Raw genomic sequence first — 24,624 nt, forward strand, 5'->3', positions numbered from 1 at the left:
CGAGGTGTAGCCGAGGTCCTTCCAGGCCGCCGCCCAGGCGGCGGCGGTGTCGGTGGGGGCGGCCGGGGCGACCGGGGGGGCCGGGGGGCGGGCGGGGCCGGCGGCGCGGGGGCCGGGGCCGGCCGGCGCCGGCCGTCCGGACGCGGCTGCCCGGCACGGCGGCACGGACGACGAGGACGAACTCATGCCGGACGACGGGCTCGGTGCCCCGGCCGTCGCTGCGGCCAGCGGGCGTGAGGCCCGCACGGCCAACGGACGCGGCACGGACTCCTGGCCGGCCGCCCCGGCGACCGCCGGCGCGGCGTCCGGCACCGGCGCCCCGCTGCTCCCGCACGAGGAGACGGACCGGTGGGAGCGCCGGCTGCGCGAGGTGGCCGTCGGGTTCGTGGACGACCCCAGGGAGGCCGTCGAGGAGGCCGACCGCGCCCTGGAGGAGATCACCAAGCGGTTCACCGAGGCCGTGACGCGCCGCCGCCGCACCCTGCGCATGTCCTGGCAGGGCACCGAGGAGCGCGGCCCCGCCGCGGAGACCGACACCGAGCAACTGCGACTCGCCCTGCGCGACTACCGGGAGCTGGCCGGGCGGCTGCTACACGGCTGAACCGGCCACGCCCCCCTCACCCCTGGCGGCAGCCCTGCGCTGCCGCCGTTCGCGTACGACCTCCTCGACGTCGTACGGCTTCTTCCCCAGCGGCGGACCGGGCGGCGGCTTGAACATCATGTCCCGGATCCGGACGTTGACATCCTCGATGATCTTCCGGGCGATCCGCTCGGAGGGCGCCGCGTACGCCGCCTCCAGCGCGTCCTCCGCCTCCTTGCGCAGCGCGAGCGCGGGCGGCAGCACGGCGAGCCCCTCACGCACCAACTTCCGCTTGACCCACCACAGTTCGTCGTACGTGGAGTCGACCTCCGAGGGCAGCGGCGCGCCCGCGCCCGGCAGCCGGTCGAACTCCCCGCGCCCCTGCGCGTCGCGGATCTGCTTGTCCACCCAGGACTCGAACGGCACACCCGGTGGCTTTCGCTCGGTCATGAACCCATTGTGCCGGACGCGGCCCCGCCGGGCGTTTTATCATTCGGCGGCGGTACGGCACCGTCCGCCGCGAACCAGCACCACACCAGGACGTTTCAGGGGGACCGCTCGTGCTCGAACTCACCATGGCCACCGTCTCCGGGGCCGACACGGGCGCCACCGCCGGCATGACGATGGCCGAGGCCCCCAGTGAGCCCGGCGCCGTCCTGCGGGTCGGCCGCGACGCGGCGCTGTGCCGGCTGGCGACCCCCGAGGACTGGCTGTTCGTCTCCCGCGTCCACCTGGAGTTCCAGTGCGGCCAGGACGGCACCTGGCACCTGACCTGGCTGCGCGGCTCCCAGCCCGACCCGGCGTCCGAGGTCCGGCTGGCCCTCGGAGCGCAGGTGCAGCCCGTCGGCTACGGCGCGACCGTGGCGCTGCCGCACGGCGGGTCCGGCGAGATCGTCATCCAGGACCGCACCGAACCGCGCAGCGTCAACGTCGGCTTCTACCACGACCTGTGAACCGGCCCGCGGTGCGTGCGCGGCCTCAGCCCAGCACGCGGGCCAGCGCGAACCCGTCGTAGCCCTTGCTGCCGACCGTCTGGATCGCCGTACCGGTCAACCGGGGGTGACCGGCGATCAGTTCGATCGCGGCGCGGGTGCCGACGACGTCCGGCTCGGTGTTGCCCGCGTCGGCCACCCGGCCGCCGCGCACCACGTTGTCCAGGATGATCAGGCTGCCCGCCCGGCTGAGCCGGAGCGCCCACTCCACGTAGTGCGGGTTGTTGACCTTGTCCGCGTCGATGAAGACCAGGTCGAAGGGGGCCGGGTTCTCGTCGGCGAGCTTGGGCAGCGACTCCAGGGCCGGCCCCACCCGCACCTCCGCGATCCGGTCCAGGCCCGCGCGGGCGAGGTTGCGCACGGCCACCTCGGCGTGCTTGGCGCTGTACTCCAGCGAGATCAGCCTGCCGTCCTCGGGCAGGGCGCGGGCCAGCCAGATCGTGCTGTACCCGCCGAGCGTGCCGATCTCCAGGATGTTCCGGGCGCCCTGCACCTGGGCGAGCAACTGGAGGAACTTGCCCTGCGCGGCCGTGACGGCGATGGCGGGCAGCCCGGCGGCATCACTGTCGCGCAGGGCCGCGCACAGGGCCTCGTCGTCCGGTGAGAGGTTGCTGATGAAGTAGTCGTCGACGTCGTCCCAGACCTGCGACCCGCTCATAGCGTCTGCTGCCTTTCCCGAGTGTCCTGCTCCGATGATCGCAGCAGAGCGCCGTCTCCGGCAGGACGATCGGCAGGCCGGGGCGGCGCCTCGAAACCGACGGCACCGCCGCTCCTGAGGGGCGCGGGGAACTGCGCGCGGGGCGGGACGACCCGCACCGGGCGGGCGCCCCGCACCCCTGAGGTGCCTAGCGGCCTTCCACGGACGGCGCGGAACCGGGCAGCGGCCGTCCCGCGCACTCCGACATCCGCCACACGGCGACACCGCCCACGACGGCCGCGGCCATCATGTAGTACGCGGGCATCATCATGTTGCCCGTCGCCCCGATCAGCGCGGTGACGACCAGCGGGGTCGTCCCGCCGAACAGCGACACGGACACGTTGAAGCCGACGGACAGGGACCCGTAGCGCACCCGGGTCGGGAAGAGCGCGGGCAGTGCGGCCGGCATGGCCGCCGTGAAGCACACCAGGAGCAGGCCCAGCGCGCCCATGCCCAGGCCGACGGCCAGCAGGCTGCCCTGGCGGATCAGCAGCAGGGCCGGAACGGACAGGAACAGGAAGCCCGCGCAGCCCGCCGCGATCACCGGCCGACGCCCGATCCGGTCGGTCAGCGCGCCGGCGAACGGCTGGACGACCATCATCAGGACCATCACCGCGAGCACGACCAGCAGCCCGTGCGTCTCGTCGTACTTCAGCTCGCTGGTGAAGTAGCTCGGCATGTACGACAGCAGCATGTAGTCGGTGACGTTGTAGACCAGGACCAGGGCCATGCACAGCAGCAGGGACTTCCACTGACCGGTGACCATCTCGCGCAGCGGCACCTTCGGCCGGGCGGCCTCGGCCTTCTCGACCTCCGCCGCGAACGCCGGGGTCTCCTCCAGCCGCATCCGCAGGTACAGGCCGATGATGCCCATCGGGCCCGCGATCAGGAACGGGATGCGCCAGCCCCAGGCCGTCAGGTCGTCCGAGGACAGCAGGGCGGTCATCAGCGTGACCAGGCCCGCGCCGCCGACGTAGCCGGCGAGGGTGCCGAACTCCAGCCAGCTGCCGAGGAAGCCGCGCTTCTTGTCGGGCGCGTACTCGGCGATGAACGTCGTGGCGCCCGCGTACTCCCCGCCGGTGGAGAAGCCCTGCACCAGCCGGGCGGCGAGCAGCAGCAGCGGCGCGCCGACGCCGATGGTGGCGTAGGACGGGATGAGGCCGATCGCGAACGTACCGACCGCCATCATGATCATGGTGACGGCGAGGACCTTCTGCCGGCCCACGCGGTCGCCCAGCGGACCGAAGACGAGGCCGCCGATCGGGCGGACCAGGAAGGCCGCCGCGAAGGCGCCGAACGTCGACAGCAGCTGCGCGGTCGGGTTGCCGGACGGGAAGAAGACCTTGCCCAGGGTGACCGCGATGTAGCTGTAGACACCGAAGTCGAACCATTCCATGGCGTTGCCGAGCGCGGCCGCCTTCACGGCGCGCTTGACGAGCGCGGGGTCGGTGACGGTGACGTCGTGGGCCTTGGCGGCCCGGCGGGTCTTCTGATGCGGGAGGACGGCTGTGGCGGTCGCCAAAACGAGACTCGCCTACCTTTCGACGGGAACAGGGACGGACCCGGACGGCGGCGGTGACGTGCGACGGGCCGAAAATCGACCATAGGGGGAGTTCTGCGCCTTACGTGCCGTATGCACTTAAGTGCAGAGTGCATCCAAACCGCGGATACGCAGGTACGTCTGCCCGCTCGGGCCCGGCCATGCCGCCTGATCACTGTGATCCTTCTCGCGTCCCGGACGCGGAACCGGGGCCCCGCGGCCGCCGCCCCTAGGGTGGCCGCGTGCGAGAACGGGATGCCGCGATGACGGAGGCGGGTGCGGACCCGGTGGTCCGGGGGCTGCTGCACGCGTTGCAGATCGACGGGAGGGTCTCCTTCTCCGCGGTCGGCGAGGTGCTCGGCGTGTCCGACCAGACGGTGGCCCGGCGCTACCGCAGGCTGCACGGCACCGGCTCGGTCCGCGTCACGGGGCTCACCTGGCCGGGCTCCGCGGGGGAGGAGCACTGGCTGGTGCGCGTCGGGTGCGCCCCGGACGCGGCGGCCGGTCTGGCGCGGGGGCTGGCGCAGCGGCCGGAGACGGAGTGGGTCCAGCTCGTCTCGGGCGGGGCGGAGATCCTGTGCATGGTGCGCACCCGGGACGCGGTGGGCGGACGGGCGGCCACGGTGTTCTCCCGCCTCCCGCGCAGCCCCCGCGTCACCCGGCTCGACGCCCACGAGATCCTGCACGTCTTCGCCGGCGGCCAGAACAGCCCGCTGGTCAAACGCGGCCCGCTCTCCGCCGAGCAGGTCGCCCGGCTCTCCGCCGGTGTACCGGCCGCCGTGCCCGGGTCGCGGACCGAGGGACCGCGGGCAGGCGACGCGCCCCTGCTGGCCGAGCTGGCCCGCGACGGACGCGCCGGTTTCCGGGAGCTGTCCGCCGCCACGGGATGGTCGCCGACGGCGGTGCGGCGCCGGGTGAACGAGCTGCGGCGCTCCGGTGGCCTCTATTTCGACGTCGACTTCTCGCCCGCCCTGCTCGGGCTGTCCTGCGAGGCGGCGCTGTGGCTGTCGGTCGCGCCGGCCGACCTGCCCGCGGCGGGGGCGGCGCTCGCCGGGCACCCCGAGGTCGCCTTCGCCGCCGCGACCACGGGTCCGACCAACCTCTACACCAGCGTCCAGGTGCGGGACGCCCGGGCCCTGTACGCCTACCTGACCGGGCCGGTCGCAGCGCTGCCCGGAGTCAGGGACGTCCAGACCGCACCCGTGCTGCAGACACTCAAGCGCACGAGCACGCAGACGGAAAGGGGCGTCTGAGCGGCCTCCGGTGGTGAAAACTTCGCCGGATGTGTGCCTGCCGGTCGGATGGGGGCGGTTCCCGGCCCGTGGCTGGTGAACCAGCCCGTCCCCGGGCGAGGGTGGACGACGTCCCACCCACCCCCCTCTTCCCGGGAGCAGTCATGCCGACCCCCTTCGATCCGATCGACCTGCCCGCGCTGCGGCTGCCCAACCGCATCGCGATGGCGCCGCTGACCCGCCGCCGCGCCTACGGCGAGGGCCTGAGCGCCACCGCGATGATGGCCGAGTACTACGCCCAGCGGGCCTCCGCCGGCCTGATCGTCTCCGAGTGCCTCCAGCCCGAGCCCGTGGGGCAGGGCTACACCGACACCCCGGGCCTGCACGACGAACGCCAGGCGCTGTCCTGGCGGCCGGTCACCCGGCGTGTGCACGAGGCCGGCGGGCGCATCTTCGCCCAGCTCATGCACGCGGGCCGCAACAGCCATCCCGAACTGCTCGGCGCGGGACTGCACCCGCTCGCCCCCTCACCCGTGGCCGCCGAGGGCGACGTCCGCGTGCACGGCGGCGAACCGGCCGTACGGAAGCCGTACCCGGTGCCCACCGAGATGACCTGCGACGACATCGCGGCCACCGTCTCCGCCTTCGCCGACTCCGCCGCGCTCGCCATGGACGCCGGTTTCGACGGGGTCGAACTGCACGGCGGGTACGGCTATCTCATCCAGCAGTTCCTCTCCAGCTCCGCCAACCTCCGCACGGACCGCTACGGCGGCTCCCTGGAGGGCCGCCGGCGCTTCGTCCTGGAACTCGTCGACGCGGTGGCCGACCGCATCGGGCCGCAGCACCTCGCCCTGCGGTTGTCACCCGGCTGCCCCGCGTTCGGCATCGTGGAGGACGACCTCGACGACCTCTACCTGGGCCTGATCGACCGGCTGCGCCCCGACCTGGCCTACCTGCACCTGTTCGAGTTCCCCGGCCACCGCGACCTGACGGCGGGGATGCGGCGGCGCTGGCCCGGCGTCCTCATGCTGAACCCGCACGAGACCCACGCCGACTGGCCCGCCGGACCGCGCCAGTTGCACCTGGTCGAGGACGGGCTCGCCGACATCCTCTCCTTCGGCACCCTCTTCGTCTCCAACCCCGACCTGGTCACCCGGCTGCGCGACGGCAGCCCGTTGGCGCCGGCCGACGAGGGGACGTTCTACCGGGGCGACCACCGCGGCTACACCGACTATCCGGCGCTCGCCGAGGCATCCTGAAACCCGCACTCGAACCAGACCGTCTTCCCGCCGCCGGCCCCCGGCGACACCCCCCACTTGTCCACCACGGCGTCGAGCAGCGCCAGACCCCGGCCGCCCTCCGCGTCCCGGTCCGCGTCCGGCTCCAGCAGGGGCCGCCCGGCGAAACCGTCGGTCACCTCCGCCCGGACGCCCGCGGTCTGCCGGGCCACCAGGAGGGTGCAGCGCCGGTCGGGAACATGCCGTACGACATTGGTCACCAGCTCGCTCACGCCCAGCTCGACGGCGAACGTCAGCTCCTGCAACTGCCACTCGTCCAGCAGCGAGCGGACGATGCGGCGGATGTGGCGTACCGAGTGCTCGCCCACGGTGAGCTGCATGCGGTACTGGGGGGTGTGGGGAAAGTTCAGGTTCACAGGACGAGGCTGACGTCGGGTCACTACGCTGGGCTACCGGCTGAACACAACGCGTCCTGGAGGGGACTTGCCGTGGTGAACATCAACACCCTCGACCCCGGCGCCTCGCCGCTCGACTACTACGGCTTCGAGTTGCGCCGGTGCCGGGAGGCCGCCGACCTGACGCAGCGGCAACTCGGTGAGATCGTGAACTACACCGGGTCGCTGATCGGCCAGATCGAAACGGCCAGGAAGGTGCCGACGCTGGAGTTCAGCGAGCGGGTGGATGCGGCGCTGGGGACGGGTGGGTTGCTTTCGCGGCTCGTCCAGCTGGTGTTGCGAAGTCAACTACCGGCCTGGTTCCGGGAGGTGGCTGAGCTGGAAGCGCGGGCCACGGCTATCTCCTCCTTCCAGGAGCACTTGGTGTTGGGCCTCCTTCAGACCGAGAGGTACGCCCGTGCGGTGCTTGGCGCGCTGCACCAGAACAAGCTCGACGACCGCACCGCCGCACGGTTGGCTCGCCAGCGTGTCTTCGAGAAGAAGGATCCGCCGATCTTCTGGGCCGTGCTGAGCGAGGCTGCGCTGTTCCAGGAGGTGGGCGGCCCGGAGACGATGCGAGAGCAACTGGCCCACCTGTTGACCTTCGAGGCGAACCCTTTGATCAACATCCAGATCCTGCCGTTCTCAGCCGGCGCGCACGCGGGTTTGCAAGGCCCGTTCGACGTCTACCGCTTCACCGCGGACCCGAGCATCGTCTACACCGAGGGGTATGGCAGCGGGCATCCGACTGCGAATCCGGACACGGTCAAGGACTGTTCGCTCCGTTACGATCACCTTCGAGCCGCCGCACTCTCACTCAAGGACTCGGCGGGGCTGATCCGGCGAGTGATGGAGGAACGCTATGCAGAGCAAGGCGATTCAGTGGCGTAAGTCCAGCTACAGCGGTGACCAGGGCGGCCAGTGCGTAGAAGTCGCCGAAACCCCCACCGCCACCCTCGCCATCCGCGACTCCAAGACCCCGGCGGGGCCGATCCTCACCGTCGCCCCCGCCGCCTTCACCCGCTTCATCACCTGGACGTCGGCTACAGCCGCTGAATGATCGTGCCGGTGGCCAGGCCGCCGCCCGCGCACATCGTGATGAGGGCGAACTCCTTGTCCGCGCGCTCCAGTTCGTGCAGCGCGGTGGTGATGAGGCGGGCGCCCGTCGCTCCGACCGGGTGGCCCAGGGCGATCGCACCGCCGTTGACGTTGACCTTCTCCAGGTCCTGCTCGAAGACCCGGGCCCAGCTCAGGACCACGGACGCGAAGGCCTCGTTGATCTCCACGAGGTCGATGTCCTTCAGGGACATCCCCGCCTTGCCCAGCACCGCGCGCGTGGCGTCGATCGGGCCGTCGAGGTGGAAGTGGGGGTCGGCGCCGACGAGGGCCTGGGCGACGATACGGGCCCGGGGCTTCAGCTTCAGGGCGCGAGCCATCCGCTTGGACGCCCACATGATCGCCGCCGCGCCGTCGGAGATCTGGGAGGAGTTGCCGGCGGTGTGGACGGCCGTCGGCATGACCGGCTTGAGGCCCGCCAGCGCCTCCGGGGTGGTGTCCCGCAGGCCCTCGTCCTTGTCCACCAGGCGCCACATGCCCTGCCCGGCGTACTGCTCCTCCTCCGTCGTGGGCACCTGGACGGCGAAGGTCTCCCGCTTGAAACGCTCCTCCGCCCAGGCGAGGGCCGCCCGCTCCTGCGACAGCAGTCCCAGCGCGTCGACGTGCTCGCGGGTCAGGTCCCGGTGGCGGGCGATCCGCTCGGCCGCCTCGAACTGGTTGGGGAGGTCGACGTTCCACTCGTCGGGGAACGGCTTGCCGGGGCCGTGCTTGGAGCCCGAGCCCAGCGGGACGCGGGACATCGCCTCGACACCGCAGCTGATGCCGACGTCGATCACCCCGGCCGCGACCATGTTGGCCACCATGTGCGAGGCCTGCTGCGAGGACCCGCACTGGCAGTCGACCGTCGTGGCCGCCGTCTCGTACGGCAGCCCCATGGTCAGCCAGGCCGTGCGCGCGGGGTTCATGGACTGCTCGCCGGCGTGCGTCACCGTGCCGCCGACGATCTGCTCGACGGCGTCGGCGGGGATGCCGGTGCGGCCGAGGAGTTCACGGTAGGTCTCGCCCAGGAGGTAGGCGGGGTGCAGGTTGGCGAGCGCGCCGCCGCGCTTGCCGATCGGGGTGCGGACGGCTTCGACGATCACGGGTTCGGCGGCCATGGGTGCGGGTCCTCTCCGAGAGGGCTCTCCTCCAGAACTAGTACGCGTTCTAGTTCTGCTCAGCAGTCTGCTGACGTGACGTCCATCACCGCAAGGGTCTTGCAGGTGCCGAGGGTGCGATCCGCGCGCGGTCCGCACCGATTGGGGGTGCCCTGCCTCTTGCTACTTGTAGAACCCGTTACTACCTTCACGGCACCCGCTGATGGACCGTCAGATGGCTGGAGTCGCCGATGCCCTGTCCAGCGCTGCCCGACGGGTTCGACCTCACCGACCCCGATCTGCTGCACCACCGTGTGCCCCTCCCGGAGTTCGCCGAGCTGCGCCGCACCGAGCCGGTCCGCTGGATCCCGCAGCCGCACGGCATCGCGGGCTTCGCCGACACCGGCTACTGGGCCGTGACCAGGCACGCCGACGTCAAGTACGTCTCGACGCACCCGGAACTGTTCTCGTCCTCCCTCAACACCGCGATCATCCGCTTCAACGAGCACATCGAACGCGACGCGATCGACGCGCAGCGGCTGATCCTGCTCAACATGGATCCACCGGAACATACGCGGGTCCGGCAGATAGTGCAGCGCGGGTTCACGCCACGGTCCATCCGCGCGCTGGAGGGGCGGCTGCGGGCCCGCGCCGAGGCGATCGTCGCCGCCGCCCGCGCCCGCTCCGGGCCCTTCGACTTCGTCACCGAGGTCGCGTGCGAACTGCCGCTCCAGGCGATCGCCGAGCTGATCGGGGTCCCGCAGGACGACCGGTCCAAGATCTTCGACTGGTCCAACAAGATGATCGCCTATGACGACCCCGAGTACGCGATCACGGAGGAGGTCGGCCGCCAGTCGGCCGCCGAGATCATCGCCTACGCCATGAACATGGCCGCCGAGCGCAAGCGCTGCCCCGCGCGGGACATCGTGACGACCCTGGTGGCGGCCGAGGACGAGGGCAACCTGAACTCCGACGAGTTCGGCTTCTTCGTGCTGATGCTGGCGGTGGCCGGCAACGAGACGACCCGCAACGCCATCACCCACGGCATGCACGCGTTCCTCACCCACCCCGACCAGTGGGACCTCTTCCGCCGCGAGCGCCCGTCGACCACGGCCGAGGAGATCGTCCGCTGGGCGACCCCGGTCAACTCCTTCCAGCGGACGGCGACCCAGGACACGGAGCTGGGCGGGGCCTCCGTCAGGAAGGGCGACCGGGTCGGGCTCTTCTACGCCTCCGCCAACCACGACCCCGAGGTCTTCACCGACCCCGACAGCTTCGACATCACCCGCGATCCCAACCCCCACCTGGGCTTCGGCGGAGGCGGTCCCCACTACTGCCTCGGCAAGTCCCTCGCGGTCCTGGAGATCGACCTCATCTTCAACGCGGTCGCCGACACCATGCCCGACCTCCACCTGGCCGACCCCCCGCGCCGGCTGCGCTCCGCGTGGATCAACGGGGTGAAGGAGCTGCGGGTCAGCGCCGGTTGACCGGGAGTAGGGCGGCTCCCGGCCGAGTCACTCCCGGCCCGACGCGAGCACCGCCATCACTGCCGACGCCAGTGCCGCGAGCAGGAGCGGGATGCCCAGGCCGTGGTGGAGGACCAGCCAGGCGCCCAGGCAGGCGCCGCCGGCCATGGCGAGGACCGAGGCCGAGCGGCGGGGGGAGCGGTGGCCCGTGGCGTCGCCGAGGCGGGACTCGGAGGCGAGGGCGGTGAGGGTCATCGTCTGGACGGTGGTGGTCAGATCGGGCACGCCCAGCTTGCGGACCGTCGCGTTGCGCAGGCCCAGCGCGAAGGCGGTGAGGGCGATCAGGGCGTACCGGGTGCCGGTGGTGCCCGGCCAGGCGAAGGCCACCGCCGCCGACCCGCCGACCAGCACCGCCTCGGCGGCCAGGCTCAGCCGGGTCCAGCGGCGGCGCGAGCCCCGGCCGAAGCGGGCCGCCGTCCGGCCGCCCGCCACCGCGCCGAGCAGGAAGCAGACCAGGGACGTGGCCGTGAGCGGGACGGAGAAACCGGGGGCGCCGGCCGCGGCCAAGCCGAGCACGACCACGTTGCCGGTCATGTTGGCCGTGAAGACCCGGCCCAGCCCCAGATAACTGACGGCGTCGATCAGGCCGCTGACGACGGTGAGCATCAGGAGTACGGCCACCAGCCGCAGCCCGCGCGTCTCCGGGTCCCGCTCCACCGGTGCCGTCGGTGTCGTCATCGTTCCTCCGCGGTCCTGCGAGGTGCCACCACGGGGACACGGTAGGGAACGGCGGCCGGCGTGCGTGCCCGGACATGCGCGCGCACCCTCGCCGAGCGGAGGCGAGGGTGCGGGTGCGGGTGCCGGGTCAGCCGGGGTGCTGCCGGGGTGCGGCGGCTCAGTACCAGCCGTTGGCCTGCCAGAAGTTCCAGGCCTTGACCGGGCTGCCGTAGCGGGAGTTCATGTAGTCCAGACCCCACTTGATCTGGGTGGCCGGGTTGGTCTTCCAGTCGGCGCCCGCGGAGGACATCTTCGAGGCCGGCAGCGCCTGGACCAGGCCGTAGGCGCCGGAGGCGCTGTTGGTGGCGGCGGGGTTCCAGCCGCTCTCGTGCTCGACGATCTTGCTGAAGGCGTTGAACTGCGCGGCGTCCGGGATCATCCGGTGCGCGATCGCCTGGGCGGAGGAGGCGGAGGTGGTGGCGGCCTGGGCGGGGGCCGCGGTCAGAGCCAGACCGGCGGTGGCGGCGGCCACGGCGGCGGTGGTGAGGGCCTTCTTCGGGGAAGCGATGCGGCGGATGAAGGAGAAGGACACGGAGAACCTCTTACGTCGGGGACAGTGGGTCGCCCGCATGGAAGGACCACGCGCTGTGGCCGTATGCGTCGGCGCCGCGGCCCGGTCGGGCTCGTGGTGCCTGGCGACGTCGTCCAGAGAAGCAGGCCCGGAAGCCGTCCGCAATGACCCCTTTTACTAGTTGTGGCCGGATAGTAGGTAAACGTCCCCTCTGTGACGTGGCTCGCAATCCGCAGGTCAGAAGGGGTGCAAGAAAGGGGGTATCGGACAAATAGGACTACGATCCCGGCTCGTAGGTGACGTGCGTCATGTGGGGTGCTTCACCGTCCCGCTCACGGAACGCAGGCGAGTCCTCACGCAGCGGGACCGTCGAATGTGACCGCGGTCTCGAAAGCGGCCCGCCGGGTCGCCCGGCGCAGCGCCCGCAGCACCGCCGGGCCGAGCACGAGGGTCAGCACCACCGTGCAGACGGCCCGGCCCAGGTCCCAGCCGAGCGAGGTGGCCACGCAGTACGCCACGAAGCGGGCCAGGTTCACGGCGACCGGGGCACCGGCGGTGAAGGAGATGTTCGAGGCGGCGCTGTCCAGGAAGGTCCAGCCGGCCAGGTTCATCACCGCGCCGTAGGCGAAGGCCGCCAGGAAGCCGTACCCGGCGAGCATCAGCAGCTCCGCCCGGCCGCGCAGCCGCACCGGGCCCGGCAGCAGGCCCGCGCCCATGGTGAACCAGCCCATCGACAGCATCTGGAACGGCAGCCACGGCCCGACCCCGCCCGTGAGCAGCGCGGACGCGAACATCGTCACCGAGCCCAGGGTGAACCCGAAGCCGGGGCCGAGCACCCGCCCGCTCAGCACCATCAGGAAGAACATCGGCTCGATCCCCGCCGTACCCGCGCCGATCGGCCGCAGCGCCGCCCCCGTCGCGGCCAGCACGCCCAGCATGGCCACGGCCTTCGGCCCGAGGTCCGACTCCGAGATCGTCGCCGCCACGATCGCCACCAGCAGGACCAGCAGACCCGCGAAGAACCACGGAGCGTCCTGGGCGTGGGCGCTCAGGTGCGAGGCGGGCGGGGCGAGGAAGGGCCAGAACAGGGCGGCCACCCCGACGGCACTGGTCAGCGCGAGCGCGGCCAGCGAGCGGGGGCCGAGGCGGACGGCACGGACGCGTGCGCCCGGTGGGGTGCGGCTCATGCCAGGGCCTCCCGGACCTCGGCCACCGTCAGCCACCGCTGCGGGGCCAGGATCTTCGTCACCTGCGGCGCGAAGGAAGGGGACGACACCACGATCTCGGCCGTCGGACCGTCCGCGATCACCTCGCCCTCGGCGAGCAGCACCACCCGGTGGGCCAGCTCGGCGGCCAGCTCCACGTCGTGCGTGGCCAGCACGATCGCGTGCCCCTCCGCCGCGAGCCCGCGCAGTACGGCGACCAGACGGGCCTTGGCCGCGTAGTCCAGGCCGCGGGTCGGCTCGTCCAGCAGGAGCAGGGGAGGGCGGGCGGTCAGCACCACGGCCAGCGCGAGCGCCAGGCACTGGCCCTCCGACAGGTCCCTCGGATGCGTGTCGTCCGTGATGTCCGGCAGCAGGCCCGACACCAGCGACCGGCAGGTGCCGGGCTCGGCGCCCGCGTCCCGGTCGGCCGCCGCGCACTCGGCCGCGACCGTGTCCGCGTACAGCAGGTCGCGTGGGTCCTGGGGGACGAGACCGACGTGGCGCACGAGGTCCTTGGGCCCGGTGCGGTGGGGGGCGAGTCCGCCGACGGTGACGTCTCCGGAGGTGGGCGCCAGGAGCCCGACGAGCGAGCCGAGCAGGGTGGACTTGCCGGCGCCGTTGCGGCCCATGAGGGCGATGGTCTCGCCGGGAGCCACGGTCAGGTCCACCCGGCGGAGGGCCTGGACGCGGTCGCGGCGGACGGAGAGGGCGCGCACCTCGGCGACGTGCGGGCGCGGGGGTTCGCCGGTGGGCGCGGGGCGGCGGCGGAACAGGGAGCGGCGGGGCGTGCCGGGCGCGCCCGGCCGCTGCCGGGCGGGGGCGGGGGCGCTCGCCGGCGCCGGCCGGGTGCCGCCCGGGTCCGCGGCCGCGCGGGCCAGCCGGTCCCGCAGGGCCGCGGCCTGGCGGCGGGCGTTGCGGACGGTGAGCGGGAGCGGGGACCAGCCGGCCAGGCGGCCCAGGGCCACCACCGGGGGGTAGACCGGGGAGACGGCCATGACCTCGGCCGGCGGGCCCACGACCGGGGCGGCGCCCGGAGCCGGGAGCAGGACCACGCGGTCGGCGTACTGGATCACCCGCTCCAGGCGGTGCTCGGCCATCAGGACCGTCGTCCCCAGGTCGTGCACCAGCCGTTGCAGCACGGCCAGCACCTCCTCCGCGGCGGCCGGGTCCAGCGCCGAGGTCGGCTCGTCCAGGACCAGCACCCGCGGGTGCGGGGTGAGCACGGAGCCGATCGCGACCCGCTGGCGCTGCCCGCCCGACAGGGCGGCGATCGGGCGGTCCCGCAGCCCGGCGAGGCCCAGCAGGTCCAGGGTCTCCTCCACCCGGCGCCGCATCACCTCCGGGGCGAGGCCCAGCGACTCCATGCCGTAGGCGAGTTCGTCCTCCACGGTGTCCGTCACGAAGTGCGCCAGCGGATCCTGGCCCACCGTGCCGACCACGTCGGCCAGGTGCCTCGGCTGATGGGTACGGGTGTCCCGGCCGGCCACCGTCACACGGCCGCGCAGGGTGCCGCCGGTGAAGTGCGGGACCAGCCCGCTGACCGCGCCCAGCACGGTCGACTTGCCGACCCCGGACGGACCGGCGAGCAACACCAGTTCACCCTCGGGCACCTCGAAGTCCACACCGGTGACGGTGGGTTCGGCGGCACCCTCGTACGTCACGCTGACATCCTCGAAGCGGATCACGGATGCTCCCTGGGGACGAAGGCGGGCAGCAGGGCGAGCAGGACGGCCGCGGCCGGCCAGAGCGGGAGGGCGGGCGCGACCAGCGGTACGACCCCCGGGTGCAGGGCCTGCGGATCGCGGACGGAGGCGAGCGTGAGCAGCGCGGCCACCACGGCACCGGAACCCGTGACCAGCCAGGCGCGCGGCCCCCACGGGTCCGGGCGGTACCGCGTCCGCGGCGAACGCCGGCCACCCAGCCGAAGCCCCGCCAGCGCGGCGACGACTCCGGCGAGCAGCAGGGGAAGCCCGTACGCGCCCCCTTCCGCCGTCAGCAGCCCGTACGTTCCCGCGCACACCCCGAGCAGGCCGCCCAGGGTGAGCGCGGTCGTCGTACGGCGGACCCGGGCGGGCACCTCGGCGGTACGGCCGTAGCCGCGGGACTCCATCGCGGCGGCGAGCGCGACCGAGCGCTCCAACGCGCCCTCCAGGACCGGCAGTCCCACCTGGAGCAGCCCCCGCAGGCCCCGGTCCGGCCGGCCGCGCAGCCGGCGGGCGGCGCGCAGCCGCTGCACGTCGGCGATCAGATGCGGCGCGAAGGTGAGGGCGACGACCACGGCCACGCCCGTCTCGTACAGCGCGCCGGGCAGGGACTTGAGCAGCCGGGTCGGGCCGGCGAGGGCGTTCGCCGCGCCGACGCAGATGAGCAGGGTGGCGAGCTTCAGCCCGTCGTAGACGGCGAAGACGACCGCCTCCGCGGTGACCCGGCCCCCCAGCCGGATGCCCTGCGCCCAGTGCGGCAGCGGGACTTCGGGCAGCGTGAGCAGGATGTGCGTGCCCGGGATCGGGGAGCCGAGCGCCACCGCGAACACGACGCGGATGCACACGACGGCGAGGGCGACCTTCACGAAGGCGGTGTAGGAGCGGCCCCAGGGAGTGGGGGAGCGGTGCGTGGCCACGACGTACGCGGAGACCGCTGTGAGCAGGCCGAGCAGGAGGGGGTTCGTGGTCCGGGTGGCAGCGGTCCCGAGGCATATCGCCCAGGCCCACCAGGCCCCGGGGTGCACAGCCGCCCGGCGCCGGGCGCCGGGGCCGTCGCCCGGCGGCCGCACCCCCTCGGGGGCGCGGGGAACCGTGCGGCCGGCCACCGCGCCCCCGTACGACCGCTCCCGCTCACGCGGACTCATCGCGCCGCCGCCGTGCCTGCCACACCGCCGCCCCCGCCAGCAGGGCGACCACCCCCACACCGATCGGCAGCCCCAGCGAAGGTCCGCTCCCGCTTCCGTGTCCGCTTCCGCTCCGCTCGCCCTCGGCGGAGACCTGCTCGCCGCACCCCGTCGCCGGATACCCGGCGATCGCGCACAGCAGGGCGTTGGTGTCGTACCGGAGCGGCTTGGCCACGGCGGCCAGCGCGTCGGCGCTGGTCGCGTCCTCCGCTACCCGCGCGCAGGCCGTACGGCGACCCGGCGGCGTCTCCCCGGCCGGCGCGTCCGCGCGGGTGCCGAAGTCGAGGACGAGGGCCACGCGCTTCCTGCCGGGAGCGGCGGGCGTACCGGCGCAGACGGAGGTGAAGTCCGCCGTGCCGCGCGGGCGGCTCGCGTCCGCCGAGTCCGCGCTCACCGCGAACCGGAAGCCCTGCACCGCGCCGTCGTCGGGGCGGACGGTCGCCGGCCCCTGCGTGGCGTACGTCCAGTGCCCGCCGGCGCGCTCCCAGAAGGACCAGTAGCGGTAGCCGGCGGCCCCGGCCGGACCGGCGGAGGCGAACAGCAGCAGCGCGGCGAACCCGGCGGCGAGCACCGGCACGGCACGGCGGACGAGGGTCACGACCGGCGCTTCTTCCGGCCGCTCAGCAGGAAGCCGATGCCGATGCCGGCGACGAGCCCGACGCCGACGATCCACCAGACACCGTTGTCCGAGTCGTCGGACTCCTCCGCGCTCTCCGAGTGCCCCGTGGCGGAGTCCATGTAGGGGGCGGGGCCGAGCGCGTTGAGGGAGCCGACCAGGCTGGTGCCGTTGAAGTCGCCCGGCTGCTCGCCGATCGCGTGGGCGGCGAGGATCAACTGGGCGTACGCGGCGGGGCCGCTCTGCACCGCCCACGGGCCGGCGTTCTTCTCCAGCCAGGCGTACGCCTTCTTCGCCGGCTCGGTCCGGCCGTCCGCGGCGAGCGCGACGACGGCGTCCGCCGTGTTGCCGTAGTCGGGCTGGTCCTTGGCGCCGGGCAGGGTCGACCGGAGGTGCCCGGTCTTCGCGAGCGCCGTCGCCAGGTACGCGCCGGCGTTGTCGGCGACCTGCTCGCGGGTCGGGTGGTCGGCCTCGGCACAGGCGTCCTGCGCCGGGGACTTGCCGGCCTCCGCCGCGAACCCCTTGCCGAGCGCGCCCAGCACGCCGGCCGCCGTCGCGTCCGCGTTGGCGAGCAGCTTGCCCTTCTTGTCCGCCTGGTAGGCGAGGGCGCCGCCGCCGTCCTGGTCGCAGGGGAGGGACCAGGCGGGCAGCGCGTCGTACGGCGACTTGCCGGACCTGTGGACGCTCGCCGGGTCGGTGCCGGCCGCGGTGAGCGCGCCGATGACGACCGAGGTGGAGTTGGTGTCGCTGGGGCCGCCCGGGTAGTAGCCCCAGCCGCCGTCCTTGTTCTGCACGGACTTCAGCCAGTCCACGGCCTTGCCGACGGCCGCGCCGTGTCCGCCGGTCGCGGCCAGGGCCTGGACGGCGGCGGCCGTGCTGTTGGTGTCGGACTTGGTCTTGTCGTCGCAGGGCTTGGCGGTGTCGGCGCGGAAGGCGGCGAAGGAGCCGTTCGCGCACTGCTGCCCGCCGAGCCAGTCCACGGCCGCGGGGGCGGGCCGGTAGCCGAGCGTGCGCTGGGCGAGCAGCGTGAGCGACTGCCGCCACACGCCGTCGTACGTCGGGTCGCCCTTGCCGTACAGGCCGTGCGGGACCGTCACCTTCGGGGACGCGGACGGGGACGGGTCGGCGGCCGTGGCGGGCGCGGCGGCGGCCAGCACGCCTACGGCGGCGAGAGCCGCGGCACTGCGGCGGACGTTCATGGTCGGCGACTGCCTCTCCTGTGGGGAGCCGGGCAGCGCACGGGAGACACCCCGGGCGGCTCGGCTCCGTAGACCTCGACGGTGCCGTGCGCGGCGGACCGCCGGCGCACGCGAGTCGGTCAACGTCCCGCCCGGGGCAGACCGGCTCACCGCCCCTTCCGGCGGCACACGGCTGGGGGCACCCCCGGCGCGAGCGCAGCCGGGAGCTGAGGGAGATTCAGCGCCGGAATTGCACCGGCTTCCCCCCGTACGGGTGTGATGACGACCCCGCCACTTTACCGGCCGCCCCGCGACGGCCGGGGGGTGGCCGTCGGCACAGGGGAGCGGTGACCGGGGTCACGGGCCGCGGGGCGGTGAACGGGGGCTAGGCCGCGTACACGTCGGTCGTCGGGAGGACCGTCGCCGTCAGGTGGTGGGCCAGGCGGCGCAGGGCCGTCTCGCAGTCCGTGGGGGTCTCGGCCGTGACCACCCAGTGGGCCAGGCGGTCGCCGGCGTTCGCGTGCGGGGCCGCCGTCACCGGGGCGCCGGGGCGGTGGGTCAGGACCATGCGGTCGGCGGCCGGGTCCTCGTCGGCCGCGGGGTCCAGGTGGAGGCCGGTCAGGCGGCCGGTCACGGTCGGGTAGGCGAACTGGACGGCGGCCGCCTGCTGGCGGGTGGGGGTCAGTTCGGGGTGCCGGCCGGTGGCGAGGGCGGCCGCGGCCTCGGCCAGGTCGACACCGGTGGCGCGCTCCACCAGCAGCGGGATCAGGTCGCCGGGGAGGTGCGGGGCGACGTCGAGGACGCGGGGGCCGCGGGCCGTCAGCCGGAGGGTGACGTGCGCGACCGTGTGGCTCAGGCCCAGGGCGCGGACGGTCCGCTCGACGCACTGGCGCAGGAAACGGTTGTGCAGCAGGCCGTCGTGGGCGTGGACGCTGTGCCGCAGCGCGACACGGGCGGGCGGCGGGCCCGGGGTCGTACGGGTGAGAGCGACGATGCGGACCTCGTCGTCCAGGACCACCGTCTCGGCGGACACCAGCGGGTCGGGCGGCTCCTGCGGGTCACCGGGTCCGGCCGTCGGCAGCCGGTGCCGCAGGAGCAGGGCCTGTAACGCCACCGGGTCGGCGCAGGCCGCGGCCGTCTCGTACGGCAGGCCCGGTAACCCCAGCCGGCCGGTGATCCGCGCGGCGGCGGCCACGTGCTGCGTGGACCAGGTCAGGACGCCGGCGACCGGATGCCCGGCCGCGTACGCCAGGACCGCCTCCGCCGCCTGGGCCTCCCGGGCCGGGTCGGCCGCGAGGTGCGCCGAGAGGTACGGGCGCGCCCAGGCGGGCGGATCCGGGTCGACCAGGACGACCGGGCGGAGCGCGGCGATCCGGGCCAGCGGGAAGTCGTCGCACGTCTCCCGGCGGCCGGCCCCGAGGAGCACGACGGGCTGCGCCATGGTGCCTGGACCTTCCTAGAGGAGAGGGCGGACAAGAAACACCCCGGGTGCCGCTCCCCCATAGGCGGCACCCGGGGCGGGTCGGATCTTGCTCTCCGTGCAGTGATCCTCACCCACAGCGCCCCCAACTGTCAACGATAGCTGCGTAATTTGGCAGGGAGCGTTGTCACGTCTGGTCGCCGAACGGGCGAACGGGTAGCCTCGCGTCAGCCCAGCCACCGAACGGATGACACGCCCAGGGGGGACCTCGGTGAGTGACGCCTACGCCTCGCTGGCCGATGTCCTGGACCGGCTCGGCGAGTTGACCGGCCGCCCCGGACGGCTGCCGGAGGCCCTCGACGTGGCCGGCCTCTCCTACCGCACCGGCATCCCCGTGGGCGTCGTCGTCGAACTGCTCTCCGGCGGCCGGGCCCCCGAGGCCTGCCTGGCCCAACGCGTGCGCCAACGGCTGGACTTCATCCGCGAGAGCCGGCGCCGCCCGGACGGCAAGCGGTACTCGCTGGACGAGCTGGCCCGGATAGCCGGAACCAGCCGGCAGTGGCTGAGCGAGTGGCGCAAGAGCGGGATGCCGAGCCTGGAACACGCCGACCGGCTGCGCCGCTTCTTCGGCCTGCCCGCGGGCTTCTTCACGGCCGACGAGCCGGAGGCGCTGCACGAGGCGCTGCAACCGGTGCTGCAGGCCCTGGAGGCCGAGGCGGACCCGCTGCTGCGGCTGCGCGAGAGCGGACTGGTACGACTGGCCGCCCGGGCCCCGCAGATGAACGCCCGGCAGCTCGCCACCCTCGCCGACCTGGCCGAGATGATCATCGCCTCCGAGCGTGCGGAGGGCACCGGGCGTGCCTGAACCGACCGCCGGGGCCCCGAGGCCGGCCAGGCGTCCTCGGTCGGCTGCCCCCGCCAGGTACCCGAGGTCCCCGCGGCGCTTCCTCGACCGGCTCGTCCGCGACACCGTCCGCGGCCTCACCCCGCCGACCGGTCCGGAGGCCTTCCTGCACGCGCTGTGCGCCACGCTCAGCCCCCAGCTGGACCGCCCGGTCCGGCTCAAGTTCGTCGCCTTCCCGCCGGGCCTCGACGTCTCCGGCATCACCCTCGCACGCGACGAGGACTACATCGTCGTGGTCGAGGAACGCGCCCCGGACCCGCACAAGTTCGTCATCGCCGGGCACGAGATCGGCCACATCCACTACGGCACGCTGGACGTGCACTACCCGGCCGGACTGCCCGCCGCCGCCCGGCGGCTGCTGTCCCGCGCCGAGGACGACGTCCCCTGGGACCGGGTGGCGGCCATGGCCACCCGGTCGCCCGCCGCGGCGGCGGCCGAGGCCGAGTGGGAGGCCGAGGAGTGCGGGCTGCGCCTCGCCGCGAAGTTCTCCAAGGTCGTCGGGCCGGGCGCGGCCGGCCGGATGACCCAGGACACCCTCACCGACCGGCTGTCGTCCTCCCTGGGCAACATCGGCGGGCCGTGATGCGCTGGGACATCGCCGGCTCCTTCGCCGCCTACGCCGTCCCGGCCGCCCTGCTCGCCGTGGCCTTCGTGATCAAGCTGCCGCTGCTGCGGCGCGCCTGGCAGGACCCGATCCTGCGGGCCACCGCGCTGCTGCTCGGCATCGGCGCGATCGTCTTCGCCTCGCTGCCGCCGGCCAACCTGCACCGGATCAACGAGCTCTCCGGCATCCCCAACTTCGCCGGCCTGTGGGTGTACTCGCTGCTGACCGCGTACTGCGGCGCCTGCCTGTGGCTCATCATCACCTGGCGGGAGCCGCCGTCCGCCGTGCGCCGCCGGCGCACCCGGCTGGTCTGGATGGCGTACACCGTCATCATCGTCGGCCTGTGGACGACGTTCCTGCTCGGCGACCACCACGTGGAACGCACCCGCGACCTCGACACCTACTACGCCGGCACGCCCTGGATGCGCGAGTTCGTCCTGCTCTACCTCGTCGCCCACCTGGTGTCCGCGCTGGTCGCGGCGGGCATGCTGTGGGCCTGGTTCCGGGAGATCGAGGACACCTGGCTGCGCCGGGCGGTGATCTACCTCCAGGAGGCCTACGCCCTCGGACTCATCTTCGACCTGGCCAAGCTCGCCGCGATCGGCGCCCGGTGGAGCGGCCGGGACTGGGACTGGCTGTCCACGTACGTCGCCCCGCCGTTCGCCATCGCCGAGGCCGGCCTGGTGGCCGTCGGCTTCATCGCCGGGCAGGCCGGACCGTGGGCGGCCGAGCACCGGCGGCTGGTGCGCACCCACCGGCGCCTGAAACCGCTGTGGCAGACCATGCTGACCGTCACCGCGCCCGCGGCGCCCGCGACCGGCCGGGTCAGCGGGGCCGCCCTCCGCCTGGAACTGCGCCGGGCCGCCATCAACGACGGGCTGCTCAAGCTGGCCCCGCACCTGAGCCCGCACCGGCGGGAACGGACGCGGCAGGCGGCGGGGGCGGTGGGCTACCCGGAGTCCGTCGCCCGGGGCATCGGGGCCGCGGTGGACATCCTCGTCGCGGCCGACGCGCTGCACGCGCCCGCGGACCACGACCGTCCGCCGCCCGAGGAGCACCCACGCTGCGCCTCCTTCCGGGACAGCGAACTGGAGTCCGTCGCCCACGCGTTGCGCTTCCACGCGGCGGCCGTAGAAAGGTTCCGCCGGCAGGCGGTCGCCACGGAAGGTCTCACCTCACATGCCTGACATACCCACCGCCCGCCGTACCGCGCTCGTCGTCGGCGGCAGCACGGCCGGCATGCTCGCCGCGTCCGTGCTCGCCAGCCGCTTCCACGAGGTGACGATCGTGGAGGCCGACCGGCTGCCGGCGGGCCCCGAGCCGCGCAAGGGCCTGCCCCAGGCGCGGCACGCGCACCTGCTCTGGTCCGGCGGCGTGGCCGCGCTGGAGCAGCTGCTGCCGGGCATCACCGGGGAGCTGACCGCGCAGGGCGCCGGACTCATCGGCGTGATGCGCGACCTGGTCAGCAAGGCGCCGTCCGGGCAGTGGTTCCGGCGGTTCACCGACTCCCGGCACCACATGATCGTGTGCAGCCGGGACCTGCTGGACGCGGTGATCCGCGCCGACGTCCTCGCCATGCGCCGGATCACTCTGCGCGACGGGACCCGGGTGACGGGCCTGGCCGGCGACCGGCACCGGGTGACCGGCGTCCTCCTGGCCTCCGGTGAGACGCTCCACGCCGACCTGGTGATCGACGCCGGCGGCCGCGGCTCCCACGCGGACAACTGGCTCCAGGCGCTGGGGCACGCCCCGGTCGAGGAGCGGGTGGTCGACGCGGGCGTCACCTACGCCAGCCGGGTCTACGCCGCCCCCGGCGCCACGGCGACCCTGCGCTACCCGGTGGTGAACGTGCAGGCCGACCCGCGCGACGCGCCCGGCCGGGGCGGGGTCGTCGTACCGGTCGAGGGCGACCGCTGGCTGGTCACGCTCTCCGGCACCCGGGGCGGCGAACCCTCCGCCGACCCCGACGCGTTCGAGGACTTCGCGCTCACCGGCCTGAAGGACCCGGTGATCGGCCGGCTCCTCGCCCAGGCCAAGCCGCTGACCGACCCGGTGATCACCCGCAGTACGGCCAACCGCCGCCGCTTCTACGAGAAGGCCGCGGCCTGGCCGGAGGGCTTCGCGGTCCTCGGCGACGCCGTCGCCGGCTACAACCCGGTGTACGGCCACGGCCTGTCCGTCGCCGCGCAGAGCGCCTTGGCCCTCGGCCGGACCCTCGACCGGTACGGCCCCACCGCCCCCGGCACCGCCCGCCGCGTCCAGCGCGCGGTGGCCCGGCCGGTCGGCAACGCGTGGAACCTCGCGGTCGGGCAGGACGCCTACTACCCCGGGGCCGCGCCCCAGCCGCCGACCGCCGTCGAACGCCTCCTCACCGCCTACGTCGACAAGGCCGTGGCCGCCGGCTCCGAGAACCCGCGCGCCCTGCGGGGCCTGCTGGACGTGATGAGCCTGCGCACCCCGGCGGCCCGCCTGTTCGCCCCGGACATGCTGTGGAACATCTGCTTCGGCCCCCGCAAGGGCCCCCTGCCGGGCCCCCCGCTGACGGAGACCGAGCGGGAGTCGGCGGGGCTGACGTGAGCCGGTTGAGGTGAGGGGGGGCCGGCGGGGCCCATTGAGGGAAGCGGGGTCGGCCGGTCGATGTGGGCCGACTACGCGGCCGCCGCGTACGTCACCGGGTCGCTGCCCGGTACCGGTTCCGCGCGGCCCAGTTTCACCAGGCGGCGCAGGTGGGACTCCGCCTCGGAGACGGCGATGGTGCGGGAACCGTAGGGGATGTCGGCCCAGGGGCGGTTCCACTCCATGCGCTCGGCGAGCTGCCAGGGGGTGAGGGGCTCGGCGAGGAGGGCGAGGAGGCCGGCCAGACGGCTCTCGTGGTGGTCGAGCAGGGCGCGGACGCGGCCCGGGGCGTCGGTGAAGGAGTGCTGGTGGGCCGGGAGCACCTCGGCCGGGGTGAGCCGGCCGACCCGCTCCAGGGAGTCCAGGTAGTCGCCCAGGGGGTCGGTGACCGTCGCGTCGTCGGGGTCCTCGTACAGGCCGATGTGCGGGGTGATCCCGGGCAGCAGGTGATCGCCGCTGAACAGGCGCCCTCGGCCCGGGAGCCGGGCCGGATGCTCCTCCTCCAGGTGCAGGCAGACATGGCCCGGCGTGTGCCCCGGCGTCCAGATCGCGCGCAGCCGGCGGCCGGGCAGGTCGAGGAGTTCGCCGGGGACGATCTCCCGGTCGGGCAGCGCCGGGGAGAGGCCGGGCAGGGTCCGCGCGCGGGGCGTCCGCAGCGGCGCCACGTGCTCCTCGGGCGCCCCGGCCGCCGCCAGCTTGGCCGCCATGTACGAGAACCACCGCTCCGGCCGGGTCTCCCGGGTCCGCCGCACGATCGCCGCGTCCGCCACGTGCAGCGCCACCCAGGCGCCGGAGGCCTCCCGGACCCGGGCCGACAGCCCGTGATGGTCCGGGTGATGATGGGTGATCACCACCCCGTACACCTCCCCGACCGCCGTACCGCAGGCCACCAGCCCCGCCGCCAGCGTGTCCCAGGACCCGGGGTCGTCCCACCCGGTGTCGATCAGCACGGGCCCCCGGTCGGTGTCCACCACGTACACCAGCGTGTACCCGAGGGGGTTGTCCGGAATGGACACCTGAACGGCCCGCACACCCCCACCGTGATCGAACGTCACCACCATCAGCCCTCCGCCCCTCCGCCGCCACGGCCATGGCCCACTATAACTAGAACTGGTTTCAGTGGGTGCCCAAGTCGACGGATACTGTTGGGCGTTGACCTGACCTGCGCTGACGTGCGCGCTAACTGTCGTCGCCTGTCGACGTTGGTCACTGTCGGACGGCCCAGAGACGGCCCAGCGTTGAGTGTCGTCTGGTCGGCGGACGGCGGCGGCTTCGGTGGCATGTCTTCAGTCGCCGGCGAACCACAAGTAGCTACCCGGTGCGGCGTATCCACCAGCCACCGTCCTCGCGCTCGGAGAAGCTGTCGGTCGCCGCTACTCCAGTTTCGAGAGCCCTTGAACGCCACAGAGGCGGCCAAACGATGAAAACGAGTCGGTCCACCTGGTGGCAGGTGCCGGGCGTTGGCCAGTGCAAGCGCTCCGGTGCTGCGCGGGTAGCGCGAGACGAGGAGGCTTCGCAGCGGACCCACGGAGCGG

At 73.7% G+C, this 24,624-nt stretch carries 26 protein-coding genes; 11 read left to right on the plus strand and 15 right to left on the minus strand.

The window, feature by feature from the left end; translation table 11 throughout:
• Positions 1-186, minus strand: a 186-nt coding sequence (locus tag ABZ923_RS04280) for a hypothetical protein (RefSeq protein WP_361466582.1), incomplete at its 3' end; no start/stop codon positions are given.
• Here ABZ923_RS04280 and ABZ923_RS04285 point away from each other — a divergent pair.
• On the plus strand, positions 185-601 hold the full coding sequence (locus ABZ923_RS04285; RefSeq protein ID WP_361466585.1) for a hypothetical protein: 417 nt from the start codon (positions 185-187) through the stop codon (positions 599-601). The genes ABZ923_RS04280 and ABZ923_RS04285 overlap by 2 nt on opposite strands.
• On the opposite strand, the gene ABZ923_RS04290 is transcribed toward ABZ923_RS04285, so the two are convergent.
• On the minus strand, positions 590-1,030 hold the full coding sequence (locus tag ABZ923_RS04290) for a DUF1992 domain-containing protein (protein ID WP_361466588.1): 441 nt from the start codon (positions 1,028-1,030) through the stop codon (positions 590-592). The genes ABZ923_RS04285 and ABZ923_RS04290 overlap by 12 nt on opposite strands.
• A gap of 110 nt (positions 1,031-1,140) precedes the next feature.
• Between ABZ923_RS04290 and ABZ923_RS04295 the strand changes: the two genes are divergently transcribed.
• Complete coding sequence (locus tag ABZ923_RS04295) at positions 1,141-1,533, plus strand: hypothetical protein (protein WP_361466590.1); 393 nt, start codon at positions 1,141-1,143, stop codon at positions 1,531-1,533.
• Between the two features lie 25 nt (positions 1,534-1,558).
• Here ABZ923_RS04295 and ABZ923_RS04300 read toward each other — a convergent pair whose 3' ends face one another.
• Both ABZ923_RS04300 and proP read right to left on the minus strand, forming a co-directional pair.
• The gene (locus tag ABZ923_RS04300) at positions 1,559-2,230 is read right to left on the minus strand and encodes an O-methyltransferase (protein WP_361466593.1); all 672 of its coding nucleotides are present in this window, start codon (positions 2,228-2,230) and stop codon (positions 1,559-1,561) included.
• A gap of 187 nt (positions 2,231-2,417) precedes the next feature.
• Positions 2,418-3,791, minus strand: coding sequence for a glycine betaine/L-proline transporter ProP (proP, locus tag ABZ923_RS04305; protein WP_361466595.1), 1,374 nt, complete (start codon positions 3,789-3,791; stop codon positions 2,418-2,420).
• A 260-nt stretch (positions 3,792-4,051) separates the two neighbouring features.
• Between proP and ABZ923_RS04310 the strand changes: the two genes are divergently transcribed.
• Positions 4,052-5,062 carry an AsnC family transcriptional regulator gene (locus tag ABZ923_RS04310; protein ID WP_361466598.1) on the plus strand — a complete coding sequence of 337 codons (1,011 nt, stop codon included), beginning with the start codon at positions 4,052-4,054 and terminating at the stop codon, positions 5,060-5,062.
• A gap of 143 nt (positions 5,063-5,205) precedes the next feature.
• Positions 5,206-6,300, plus strand: coding sequence for an alkene reductase (locus ABZ923_RS04315; protein WP_361466600.1), 1,095 nt, complete (start codon positions 5,206-5,208; stop codon positions 6,298-6,300).
• Here the strand turns inward: ABZ923_RS04315 and ABZ923_RS04320 are convergent.
• Positions 6,273-6,659, minus strand: a complete 387-nt coding sequence (locus ABZ923_RS04320; protein WP_361466925.1) for an ATP-binding protein — start codon at positions 6,657-6,659, stop codon at positions 6,273-6,275. The two genes, ABZ923_RS04315 and ABZ923_RS04320, sit on opposite strands and share 28 nt — an antisense overlap.
• Positions 6,660-6,767: 108 nt before the next feature.
• Here ABZ923_RS04320 and ABZ923_RS04325 point away from each other — a divergent pair, with 108 nt between their 5' ends.
• Together ABZ923_RS04325 and ABZ923_RS04330 are read left to right on the plus strand one after the other, a co-directional pair.
• Complete coding sequence (locus ABZ923_RS04325; protein WP_361466602.1) at positions 6,768-7,604, plus strand: helix-turn-helix transcriptional regulator; 837 nt, start codon at positions 6,768-6,770, stop codon at positions 7,602-7,604.
• On the plus strand, positions 7,576-7,773 hold the full coding sequence (locus ABZ923_RS04330) for a DUF397 domain-containing protein (protein ID WP_361466605.1): 198 nt from the start codon (positions 7,576-7,578) through the stop codon (positions 7,771-7,773). The genes ABZ923_RS04325 and ABZ923_RS04330 overlap by 29 nt, the downstream gene beginning before the upstream one ends.
• Here ABZ923_RS04330 and ABZ923_RS04335 read toward each other — a convergent pair.
• A complete protein-coding gene (locus ABZ923_RS04335) occupies positions 7,757-8,926 on the minus strand; it encodes a steroid 3-ketoacyl-CoA thiolase (RefSeq protein WP_361466607.1) in 1,170 nt (389 codons plus the stop codon). The two genes, ABZ923_RS04330 and ABZ923_RS04335, sit on opposite strands and share 17 nt — an antisense overlap.
• A 230-nt stretch (positions 8,927-9,156) precedes the next feature.
• Here ABZ923_RS04335 and ABZ923_RS04340 point away from each other — a divergent pair, with 230 nt between their 5' ends.
• Positions 9,157-10,392, plus strand: coding sequence for a cytochrome P450 (locus ABZ923_RS04340; RefSeq protein ID WP_361466609.1), 1,236 nt, complete (start codon positions 9,157-9,159; stop codon positions 10,390-10,392).
• A 27-nt stretch (positions 10,393-10,419) separates the two neighbouring features.
• Here ABZ923_RS04340 and ABZ923_RS04345 read toward each other — a convergent pair whose 3' ends face one another.
• From ABZ923_RS04345 to ABZ923_RS04380, 8 genes are all read right to left on the minus strand, one after another.
• A complete protein-coding gene (locus ABZ923_RS04345; RefSeq protein WP_361466612.1) occupies positions 10,420-11,109 on the minus strand; it encodes a YoaK family protein in 690 nt (229 codons plus the stop codon).
• Between the two features lie 157 nt (positions 11,110-11,266).
• Complete coding sequence (locus tag ABZ923_RS04350) at positions 11,267-11,719, minus strand: transglycosylase SLT domain-containing protein (protein WP_361466614.1); 453 nt, start codon at positions 11,717-11,719, stop codon at positions 11,267-11,269.
• Positions 11,720-12,012: 293 nt separating this feature from the next.
• Complete coding sequence (locus tag ABZ923_RS04355) at positions 12,013-12,846, minus strand: ECF transporter S component (protein ID WP_361466615.1); 834 nt, start codon at positions 12,844-12,846, stop codon at positions 12,013-12,015.
• Positions 12,843-14,549, minus strand: coding sequence for an ATP-binding cassette domain-containing protein (locus ABZ923_RS04360; protein ID WP_361466617.1), 1,707 nt, complete (start codon positions 14,547-14,549; stop codon positions 12,843-12,845). The genes ABZ923_RS04355 and ABZ923_RS04360 overlap by 4 nt, the downstream gene beginning before the upstream one ends.
• On the minus strand, positions 14,546-15,712 hold the full coding sequence (locus ABZ923_RS04365; RefSeq protein WP_361466619.1) for an energy-coupling factor transporter transmembrane component T: 1,167 nt from the start codon (positions 15,710-15,712) through the stop codon (positions 14,546-14,548). The genes ABZ923_RS04360 and ABZ923_RS04365 overlap by 4 nt, the downstream gene beginning before the upstream one ends.
• Positions 15,699-16,349: an SCO2322 family protein gene (locus ABZ923_RS04370; RefSeq protein ID WP_361466620.1), complete on the minus strand. Its 651-nt coding sequence runs from the start codon at positions 16,347-16,349 to the stop codon at positions 15,699-15,701. The genes ABZ923_RS04365 and ABZ923_RS04370 overlap by 14 nt, the downstream gene beginning before the upstream one ends.
• Positions 16,346-17,566 (minus strand): prenyltransferase/squalene oxidase repeat-containing protein, encoded by a 1,221-nt coding sequence (locus ABZ923_RS04375; RefSeq protein WP_361466621.1) that lies wholly within the window; start codon positions 17,564-17,566, stop codon positions 16,346-16,348. Before ABZ923_RS04375 ends, ABZ923_RS04370 begins: the two co-directional genes overlap by 4 nt.
• A 364-nt stretch (positions 17,567-17,930) precedes the next feature.
• Positions 17,931-18,986 (minus strand): hypothetical protein, encoded by a 1,056-nt coding sequence (locus ABZ923_RS04380; protein WP_361466623.1) that lies wholly within the window; start codon positions 18,984-18,986, stop codon positions 17,931-17,933.
• A 250-nt stretch (positions 18,987-19,236) separates the two neighbouring features.
• On the opposite strand from ABZ923_RS04380, the gene ABZ923_RS04385 reads away from it, so the two are divergent.
• From ABZ923_RS04385 to ABZ923_RS04400, 4 genes are read left to right on the plus strand one after another with little or no spacing between them, the layout of a single operon-like run.
• Complete coding sequence (locus ABZ923_RS04385) at positions 19,237-19,830, plus strand: helix-turn-helix transcriptional regulator (RefSeq protein ID WP_030341168.1); 594 nt, start codon at positions 19,237-19,239, stop codon at positions 19,828-19,830.
• Positions 19,823-20,452, plus strand: coding sequence for a hypothetical protein (locus ABZ923_RS04390; RefSeq protein ID WP_361466626.1), 630 nt, complete (start codon positions 19,823-19,825; stop codon positions 20,450-20,452). Before ABZ923_RS04385 ends, ABZ923_RS04390 begins: the two co-directional genes overlap by 8 nt.
• Positions 20,452-21,660 (plus strand): MAB_1171c family putative transporter, encoded by a 1,209-nt coding sequence (locus ABZ923_RS04395; RefSeq protein WP_361466926.1) that lies wholly within the window; start codon positions 20,452-20,454, stop codon positions 21,658-21,660. The genes ABZ923_RS04390 and ABZ923_RS04395 overlap by 1 nt, the downstream gene beginning before the upstream one ends.
• A complete protein-coding gene (locus ABZ923_RS04400; RefSeq protein ID WP_361466629.1) occupies positions 21,653-23,050 on the plus strand; it encodes an FAD-dependent monooxygenase in 1,398 nt (465 codons plus the stop codon). Before ABZ923_RS04395 ends, ABZ923_RS04400 begins: the two co-directional genes overlap by 8 nt.
• Positions 23,051-23,121: 71 nt before the next feature.
• On the opposite strand, the gene ABZ923_RS04405 is transcribed toward ABZ923_RS04400, so the two are convergent.
• Positions 23,122-24,150 (minus strand): MBL fold metallo-hydrolase, encoded by a 1,029-nt coding sequence (locus ABZ923_RS04405; protein ID WP_361466631.1) that lies wholly within the window; start codon positions 24,148-24,150, stop codon positions 23,122-23,124.
• Positions 24,151-24,624 lie beyond the last annotated feature (474 nt).

Source organism: Streptomyces sp. NPDC046881 (assembly GCF_040645015.1).
Taxonomy (GTDB): Bacteria; Actinomycetota; Actinomycetes; order Streptomycetales; family Streptomycetaceae; genus Streptomyces.

Excerpts from the sequence above, each read along its gene's own strand:
- ABZ923_RS04335 (WP_361466607.1), bottom strand. The coding sequence starts at position 8,926 with ATGGCCGCCGAACCCGTGATCGTCGAAGCCGTCCGCACCCCGATCGGC.
- ABZ923_RS04285 (WP_361466585.1), top strand. The coding sequence starts at position 185 with ATGCCGGACGACGGGCTCGGTGCCCCGGCCGTCGCTGCGGCCAGCGGG.
- ABZ923_RS04345 (WP_361466612.1), bottom strand. The coding sequence starts at position 11,109 with ATGACGACACCGACGGCACCGGTGGAGCGGGACCCGGAGACGCGCGGG.
- ABZ923_RS04375 (WP_361466621.1), bottom strand. The coding sequence starts at position 17,566 with ATGAACGTCCGCCGCAGTGCCGCGGCTCTCGCCGCCGTAGGCGTGCTG.
- ABZ923_RS04355 (WP_361466615.1), bottom strand. The coding sequence starts at position 12,846 with ATGAGCCGCACCCCACCGGGCGCACGCGTCCGTGCCGTCCGCCTCGGC.
- ABZ923_RS04320 (WP_361466925.1), bottom strand. The coding sequence starts at position 6,659 with ATGCAGCTCACCGTGGGCGAGCACTCGGTACGCCACATCCGCCGCATC.
- ABZ923_RS04350 (WP_361466614.1), bottom strand. The coding sequence starts at position 11,719 with ATGCGGGCGACCCACTGTCCCCGACGTAAGAGGTTCTCCGTGTCCTTC.
- ABZ923_RS04290 (WP_361466588.1), bottom strand. The coding sequence starts at position 1,030 with ATGACCGAGCGAAAGCCACCGGGTGTGCCGTTCGAGTCCTGGGTGGAC.
- ABZ923_RS04405 (WP_361466631.1), bottom strand. The coding sequence starts at position 24,150 with ATGGTGGTGACGTTCGATCACGGTGGGGGTGTGCGGGCCGTTCAGGTG.
- ABZ923_RS04300 (WP_361466593.1), bottom strand. The coding sequence starts at position 2,230 with ATGAGCGGGTCGCAGGTCTGGGACGACGTCGACGACTACTTCATCAGC.
- ABZ923_RS04400 (WP_361466629.1), top strand. The coding sequence starts at position 21,653 with ATGCCTGACATACCCACCGCCCGCCGTACCGCGCTCGTCGTCGGCGGC.
- ABZ923_RS04340 (WP_361466609.1), top strand. The coding sequence starts at position 9,157 with ATGCCCTGTCCAGCGCTGCCCGACGGGTTCGACCTCACCGACCCCGAT.
- ABZ923_RS04380 (WP_361466623.1), bottom strand. The coding sequence starts at position 18,986 with ATGGCGCAGCCCGTCGTGCTCCTCGGGGCCGGCCGCCGGGAGACGTGC.
- ABZ923_RS04330 (WP_361466605.1), top strand. The coding sequence starts at position 7,576 with ATGCAGAGCAAGGCGATTCAGTGGCGTAAGTCCAGCTACAGCGGTGAC.
- ABZ923_RS04395 (WP_361466926.1), top strand. The coding sequence starts at position 20,452 with ATGCGCTGGGACATCGCCGGCTCCTTCGCCGCCTACGCCGTCCCGGCC.
- ABZ923_RS04365 (WP_361466619.1), bottom strand. The coding sequence starts at position 15,712 with ATGAGTCCGCGTGAGCGGGAGCGGTCGTACGGGGGCGCGGTGGCCGGC.
- ABZ923_RS04315 (WP_361466600.1), top strand. The coding sequence starts at position 5,206 with ATGCCGACCCCCTTCGATCCGATCGACCTGCCCGCGCTGCGGCTGCCC.